General features: G+C 69.1%; 5 protein-coding genes. 3 read left to right on the top strand and 2 right to left on the bottom strand.

Features of this window, described 5'->3' with window-relative positions:
* The first annotated feature begins 202 nt into the window (after positions 1 to 202).
* Positions 203 to 1663, top strand: a complete 1461-nt coding sequence (locus FOE67_RS10600; RefSeq protein ID WP_194444142.1) for an FAD-binding oxidoreductase — start codon at positions 203 to 205, stop codon at positions 1661 to 1663.
* Between the two features lie 112 nt (positions 1664 to 1775).
* Here the strand turns inward: FOE67_RS10600 and FOE67_RS10595 are convergent, their stop codons facing one another.
* Both FOE67_RS10595 and FOE67_RS10590 read right to left on the bottom strand, forming a co-directional pair.
* Positions 1776 to 2099: a hypothetical protein gene (locus FOE67_RS10595; RefSeq protein ID WP_182662914.1), complete on the bottom strand. Its 324-nt coding sequence runs from the start codon at positions 2097 to 2099 to the stop codon at positions 1776 to 1778.
* Positions 2100 to 2129: 30 nt separating this feature from the next.
* Entirely contained in the window at positions 2130 to 2537 is a 408-nt protein-coding gene (locus FOE67_RS10590; RefSeq protein ID WP_323384669.1) for an NUDIX hydrolase, read from the bottom strand.
* A gap of 422 nt (positions 2538 to 2959) precedes the next feature.
* Between FOE67_RS10590 and FOE67_RS10585 the strand changes: the two genes are divergently transcribed.
* Together FOE67_RS10585 and FOE67_RS10580 are read left to right on the top strand one after the other, a co-directional pair.
* On the top strand, positions 2960 to 3322 hold the full coding sequence (locus FOE67_RS10585) for a hypothetical protein (RefSeq protein ID WP_153426878.1): 363 nt from the start codon (positions 2960 to 2962) through the stop codon (positions 3320 to 3322).
* A gap of 716 nt (positions 3323 to 4038) precedes the next feature.
* Positions 4039 to 7842 (top strand): DUF6531 domain-containing protein (locus FOE67_RS10580; protein WP_182662912.1); only part of this gene is annotated, 3804 nt, incomplete at its 3' end.

Below are 7842 nucleotides of genomic sequence, written 5' to 3'. Positions count from 1 at the left end.
GCACCGCCGAACGCGGCCCCGCCCCCTTCCGACACCTGTCCCGGCACCTGCCGACACCCGGGCGCGCCCGTGCCCCGGACGGAACCCTCCCCCTCACCCCTTCACCGGACGTCGCCGTCCCGACGCGGCCCTTACGCGGCGCGAAGCCCCGGTGGCACCCCACCCCACCCGGCGTGATGCTGGAGAGAAGGAGGTGACCACCATGAGCGGGAGGCACACCCACACCGGGAACCCGCGGACGGGGAACGAGGGACGGCACACCGGGGAGGTGGACCTTCCGACCCCCGTGGTGGACGCGTTCGCCTCCCGGCTGCGAGGAGAACTCATCCGGCCCGACCACGCCGCCTACGGGCCCGCACTGAAGCTCTGGAACGGCATGATCGACAAGCACCCGGCCCTGGTGGCCCGGTGCGCCGGTGAGGAGGACGTGGCCGCCGCCGTCGACTTCGCCCGCGACAACGACCTGCCGCTCGCCGTACGCGGCGGCGGACACGGTGTCGCAGGCCAGGCACTCTGCGACGGCGGCCTGGTCATCGACCTGTCGGGGATGAGAGGCGTCGAGGTCGACCCGGAGAAACGGAGCGCCGTCGCGCAGGGCGGCTGCACGCTCGGGGACATCGACCGCGCCACCCAGCGCCACGGGCTCGCCACCCCGCTGGGCGTGGTGACCGGGACCGGGGCGGCCGGCCTCACCCTGTCCGGGGGCATGGGCTGGCTCCGGCGCAAGCACGGACTGAGCTGCGACAACCTCCTGTCCGCGCGGGTCGTCACCGCCGACGGCCGGATCGTGGTCGCCGACGACACCCGCAACCGGGACCTGTTCTGGGCGATCCGTGGCGGCGGCGGCAACTTCGGCGTCGTCACCGCCTTCGAGTACCGACTGCACCCCGTCGGGCCGGAGGTGTTCCTCTGCTTCGCCTTCCACCCCGCCTCCCACACCGAGGAGGTGCTGCGGGCCTGCGAGCGGTACCTGGCCGAGAGGCCGGACGACTTCGCCCCGCTCGGGATCCTCGGCAGGGTGCCCGGGGACGACGAGAACTTCCCGCCCGGGGCGCGCGGCAAGCCCTTCGTGGCGGTGCTCGGGCCCTACCCCGGCGACCCGGCGGAGGGCGAACGACTCCTGCGACCGCTGCGGGAGATCACCGAACCGTTCCTCGACCTCAGCGGCACCATGCCCTACACCGGGGTCCAGGGGATCGTGGACGAGGACTACCCCGACGGCGACCGGTACTACTGGAAGTCCATCAACGTGCCCGGGCTCGACGACAAGCTCATCGAGCGACTCTCGGAGCACGCCGCCGCGGCGCCCTCCGACCGGTCCACCATCGATGTCTGGTACCAGGGCGGGGCCATGGCCCGCGTCGGAGAGGCGGAGACCGCCTTCGCCAACCGCCACGCCCCCTACCTGATCGGGATCGAGGCGAACTGGGAGGCGGAGGCCGACTCGGCCGCGAACGTGGCCTGGGTGCGCGATGTCTTCGCCGACCTGGGCTCCTTCTCCGCCGGAGGCCTCTACCTCAACTTCCCCGGTTTCCTGGAGGAGGGCGAACACCTCGTGCACGAGGGCTACGGCGGGAACTACGAGCGACTCTCGGAGATCAAGGCGACGTACGACCCCGGGAACCTCTTCCGCCTGAACGCGAACATCGCCCCGAAGCGCTGAGCCCGGCCGGCCCGGCCCGAGGGACTTTCCCCCCACCCCGGGCATCCCCTGCGGCTGCCCGTGACGCCGCCGCTGGGGTCCGCCCATGCTCTGGAGAGGGCGGATATGCGCATCAGTCGGTGAGCCCTCCGGCTTTGGTCATGCGGTCGGCGAGGTCGGTGGCGACCTGCGCGAGTTCTTCCGCGTCCGGTGCGATCGTTCCCTGGGCGAGGTCGTGCCGCAGCCGGGCGGCGAACTCCTTGAGCAGGGCCGCGCCCACCAGCGCTTCGTTGCCGGTGATGGTGGCGCGCGCGTCTTCGAGGCCGTGGGACAGGCTCTCGCGGCGTTCGGCCGCCTCCTCCGCGAAGCCGACGGGCCGGGAGACGGCGGCTCCGGAGGAGTCCCATTGGTATCGGCGGGTGCTCAGCAGGTGGCGGCGGGGGTCCGTGTCGGTCATGGCGGCAGTCCTTCGCTTTCGGTGCGGGTGTCAGGAGATGAAGGGGGAGATGCGGGCCTTCGCCGTGGTCACCAGATGGGTCATCAGGTTCGGGTCCCCTGCGGTGTAGCGGGACAGGAAGGCCTCCGGGGTCATCAGCAGGCGTCCCCGGGACTCGTCGTCCCCCGGCGTCCAGGGCGCCAGACGACGGCACAGCCCGCCGTAGACGATCATGTAGGTCAGGTCGTCCGGGCCGAAGTAGTCGGACTCGATGACCTCGATGGGGACGAGGTCGTCCATGACGACGCGGGTCTCCTCCCACGCCTCCCGCCGAGCGGTCTCCTCACCGCACCGCTCGTGCCGTTGAGTGTGCCCACCCGGCAGGTCCGGGCCGCGATCGAGGTCGGCGACCACCATCGCCCCCTCGGCGGTGAAGGCGATGACCGAAACGCTCGTCACCTTCTCCCACGGGGGCACGTACGAAGCGCCCATCGGGGTCAGCCTCACCGGCGCCCCCACTTCCATGGCCGTGGGCCGGCGGTCCTGCGACGGTGCGCTCTCCGCGCCTAACGTGACGTCCTTGTCCATGGTGTCCTGTCCCTCTCGAACCCATACGGGGATAGCCGACACAACCGTACTATTGGCCTCGATGGGAAACCGGGGGGAAGGGGACACCTGCCACGGCTTCCACGGAATCTTTCCGAGCCGACAGGAGGCGGGAATACGAGGGTGGGGGAAGGGGCGGAGCTTCCGGTGATGGGCTGTCGAGCGGGATCGGCCGGTTCGACCGGGGGCCTCACATGTTTCCCCATCGGGAGTGCATCCGCCCACGCGCCGGGGGTGCATGTCTTCAGGAACGATCCGGGGCGGAGCGAAGAATCATGGAAGAGTTCATCATGCGACTCGATGCCGGGATGAGAGAATATTTCCGGGATATGGCGCGGTTCATGTCCCGGGAGTTCGGAATCACCTATTCCGAGGCAGTTGCCCGAATAAACTCCTCCTATGGGAAGCTGAAAATCGACCCGTACCCGGACCTCATGTGTCACGAGGAGCCCGATTTTTGGGCCTTCGGGGCATACTATGATCTGAGTGTCGACGAAAAGGGAGCGTTCCGGTGGTGGGATCCCGAAGCGGACCGTTCTTCGTGGCCGATCAGGGAAGCTCCGGAAAAGGGATCGCGGTACTGGACACTCCCGGAAGGGCATGAGGCCCCACCTCCGCTACGGGGCTTCGGCTCATGAAATTGCGGAGTCTGTGCCGGGTTGACCACTGTGAGAGAGCCGGGGTGGGGAAGCCACTCGTTGATGTCGGGCGACTTGGATTCGCTGCGCGATCGACTGGTTGAGCTGAATCGCCCTGTCGTTTCGGTGCTCCTCCCCGGAGTGTCGTCCGAGCAGGTGAAATCAGTGCTCGGGCAAGGAACCCCGGATGAGGGCGTGGAGTGGTTCGGTTGGTGCAACGGAGTGAAATGGTGGGGGGGCAGAGCCAGGACGATGCAAACCTGATTCCCGGGTACGCACGGCTTTCACTGTTGGAGGTGGAGAAAATCAGAAGGGATCACCCACATGACTCGGTCCCGGGAAAGGATTGGGTGCCGCTGTTGAGAGGGTTGAGCGGAGATTTCTGTGCCGTCGTGTGGGGTGACCACTCCACCCCGGGAGTCGCCGGAGGGATGGCTGTCCTGAGAGGTTTCATGCAACTCTGCCTCGGCCCGGCCGCGAACATCACCCCGAAGCGCTGAGCCCGGCCGGTCCGGCCCTCGCCGACCGGCCTCCCCACCGGCCCGGGCACGCTCCGGGCCCCGCCGCGTGCGCGGCGTGTGGGAGATCGTTCACATGTCCGTATCCCCTGTGCTGCGGTCGGGGGACTGCGCGTTACTGTGGCGCCCGACATCACTCGGGGGAGCTGCGGGGGCGGGGTTTTCATGGCGCGGGCGTCGGATTGGTCGCCGGTGGAGATGGGTTCGGATCCGGCGCCGGGGGATCCGGATCGGATCGAGCGGCTGGGCAATGAGTTGGAGGAGTTCGCGGAGGACGTCTTCACCGCGTTGGGCAAGGTCCGTGCGATGGGTGAGGAGGGGGCGCTCGCGTCGTTTGTGGGGGAGAGCGCGGAGGCGTATCGGGATCGGTTCGACAAGCTGCCGCCGGATCTGGACAAGTTGCACACCTCCTACGACCTGGCGGCGCAGGCGTTGTTGACGTATGCGCCGAAGTTGCGGGAGGCGCAGGGGGATGCGGATCGGGCGTTGAATCGGGCGATCGAGGCGCGGGAGGAGTTGTCCACGGCGCAGTCGTGGTTGGAGCGGGCGACCTCGGCCCTGGAGGACGCGACCGAGGCGGCGGAGCCGCCGGATGAGGGCGAGGTCGCCGCCGAGGTCCGCCGCGCCCTGACCGACGCGGAGAGGGACAAGGGCGACGCCGAGACGGCCGTCACCGATGCCCGCGAAAAGCTCGACCTCGCCATCGCGCTGGCCGGTCAGGCCAAGGAGTTGCGCGAGGAGGCCGCCGCCAAGTGCAAGGCGGATCTGGAGGAAGCCTCCGAGGCGGGGATCCCGAATCGGAAGTGGTGGCAGAAGGCCGCCGACTGGGTGGTGGACAACTGGGACACCATCGTCGCCGTCGCACAAGTGGTCGTCACGGTGCTCAGCATCGTGGCGTTGGTGTTGGGTGGGCCGTTGGTGTGGGGGCTGATCCTGACCGCCTCACTGATCATCCTCGCCGACACGTTGATCGACTACGCCAACGGCGAGGCATCGCTGTGGGATGTCGGATTCGCGCTGCTGGATTGCATACCCGGCGGGCGTCTGGCCTCCGCCGGGGCAAAGACCGCCGCGCTGGGCATGGCACGCGGGGCCAAGGGCACCGCGAAAGAGGCCCGCAGCCAGGCGGTGCCGATGACCAAGCGCAACGACTGCGGCGACCCCGTGGATGTGGCCACCGGCGAGCTGGTGATGCCGGCCACCGATGTGGACCTGCCCGGCATCCTGCCCCTGGTCCTGGAGCGCCACCACATCTCCAGCTACCGGGCGGGCCGGCTGTTCGGCCGCTCCTGGTCCTCCACCCTGGACCAACGCCTGGAGCTCGATGCCCGGGAGGTGCGCTTTCGCACCGCGGACGGCATGACCCTGGTCTACCCCATCCCCACCCGCGACCCCGACGACCCGGTCCTGCCCATCGAGGGCCCGCGCTGGGCCCTGGCCTGGGACGGCCGCCCCGGTACGCCGCTGACCATCCACCAGCGCGAGTCGGGCAGGACCCTGCACTTCGCCCCCGTCCCCGGCGCACCCGGCAACGAACTGCCGCTGGTCGCGGTCACCGACCGCAACACCAACCGCATCGAAGTGCGGCACAACGAAGCCGGCGAGCCGGTCGAGGTCAGCCACACCGGCGGCTACCGGATCGGCGTGGCGGTGGTCGATGGGCGCATCACCTCCTACCGCCTGCTCTCCGCACCCGATGAGCCGGTGGTGTTGGCCTTCGACTACGACCAGGCGGGCAACCTCGCGCGGGTCTTCAACTCCTCCGGCCTGCCGCTTCGCCTGTGGTACGACGAGCACGATCGGCTGATCCAGTGGGAGGACCGCAACCACACCTGGTACCGCTACGAATACGACCCGGCGGGCCGGTGTGTGTTCTCCACCGGCACCGACCGGGCCCTGGAATACCGCTACCGCTACGACACCGCCAACAACCGGACCGAGGCCACCAACAGTCTCGGCCACACCACCGTCTTCCAATTCAACGACAGCTACCAACTCGTCGCCGAAACCGATCCACTGGGTCACACCACCCGTCGCCAATGGGATCGCTACGACAACCTGCTCTCGGTCACCGATCCACTGGGGAACACCACCCGCTACACCCACAACGAGTACGGCGACCTGACCACCGTTGTTCGTCCCGACGGCCACGAGATCCGGGCCGAGTACAACACCCTCGGTCTTGCGACGGCGATCACCGAGGCGGACGGCACGGTGTGGCGGCAGGAATTCGACGATCGCGGCAACCGCACCGCCCTCATCGACCCGGCCGGGCACCGCACCGGCTGGACCCACCGGCCCACCGGTTCCCCCGCCACCATCACCGACCCGCTCGGCGCCACCACCCGCATCCACACCGACCCCGCCGGACTCCCGCTGGCGGTCACCGACCCATTGGGCGCGACCACCACCCTGGAGCGCGACGCCTTCGGCCGCCCCACCTCCCTCACCGACCCGCTCGGTGCGACCACCCGGATGGAGTGGTCGGTCGAGGGCAAGCCGGTGCGCCGCACCGACCCCCTCGGACACACCGAAACGTGGGAGTGGGACGCGGAGGGCAACTGCCTGACCCACACCGACGAAAACGGCGGCACCACCACCTGGACCTACGGCCCCTTCGACCTACCGGTCTCCCAGACCACCCCCGAGGGTGCGCGGTATGTCTTCACCCGCGACACCGAGTTGAACATCACCGCCATCACCGCCTCCGACAACCGCACCTGGACCTACACCCTCGACGAAGCCGGGCGTCTGATCGCGGAGACCGACTACGACGGGCGCACCACCACCCGTGAATACGACGCTGCGGGCCGCTCGATCCGGCAGACAAACCCGGCGGGGCAGTCCCTCACCCACGCCTACGACACCCTCGGCCGACTGACCTCCACCACCACCGACACCGGTGGTCTCACCGTTTGGACTTACGATCCGGTTGGTCGGATTGTGGCGGCCACCTCCCCCGGTGTGGGTCTGACTCGTACATATGGCACTACGGGCAACCCGTTGAGCGAGACGGTCAACGGCCACACCCTCGCTCTGAACCTCGATTCGGTGGGGAATCTGCTCTCCCGCACCACCCCCACCGGTCACACCAGCCGATGGACTTATGACGCAGCCGGGCGTCCGATCGGTCTGGAGACGGCCGGCCGACACCTGGACTTCCGGCGGGACGCGGCAGGGCGGGAGATCGAGCGCCGCATCGCCGATGTCCTGACTCTCACCACCGGTCACGATGCGGCCGGCCGGCCGGCCGAACAGTCCCTCACCGGGGCCGGGGGCCGGCGCCTGCACCACAAGCGGTGGACTTACCGTGCGGACGGTTACCCCACCGCCGTCACCGACGCCACGGGCACCACCACCCTCGCCCTGGACGCGATCGGCCGCCCCACGAACCTGACCGGCCCGGTCGGGACGGAGTCCTACGCCTACAACCCCACCGGCGACCAAATCGCCGCCACCGCCCCCGGACTGCCGGCCGACGCGGTCGGGGAGCGCGCCTACACCGGCACCCTCCTCGCCCGAGCCGGACGCACCCGGTACTCCTACGACGCGGCGGGGCGGGTGATCCGCCGCACCGTCACCCGCATCTCCCGCACTCCCGACACCTGGCACTACACCTGGGATGCCCACGACCGCCTCACCCGCACGGTCACCCCCGACGGCACCGTCTGGTCGTATGTCTACGACCCCTTTGGTCGGCGCGTCGCCAAACACTGCCACCACCCCGACGGCCGCATAGCCGAAACCATCCGCTTCACCTGGCACGACACCACCCTCGTCGAGGAACACCACACGGTGCACGAGGGCGCCGCGCCGGTTACCGTCACCACCTGGGACCACACCGGCCTGCACCCCCTCACCCAAACCACCCGCAGCCTCCAGGCCGGTGGTGATCCCGCGAAGGCGGATCAGAGCGAGATCGACCGCCGATTCCGGGCCATCGTCACCGACCTGGTCGGTACCCCCACTGTCCCTTATAAACATCTGAAGATGAGGCGGAAG

It is taken from the genome of Streptomyces calidiresistens (assembly GCF_014141525.1).
In the GTDB taxonomy this organism is placed as follows: domain Bacteria; phylum Actinomycetota; class Actinomycetes; order Streptomycetales; family Streptomycetaceae; genus Streptomyces; species Streptomyces calidiresistens.
The sequence above is the reverse complement of the archived record's forward strand: the minus strand, read 5'-3'. Positions and strand labels throughout refer to the sequence as shown.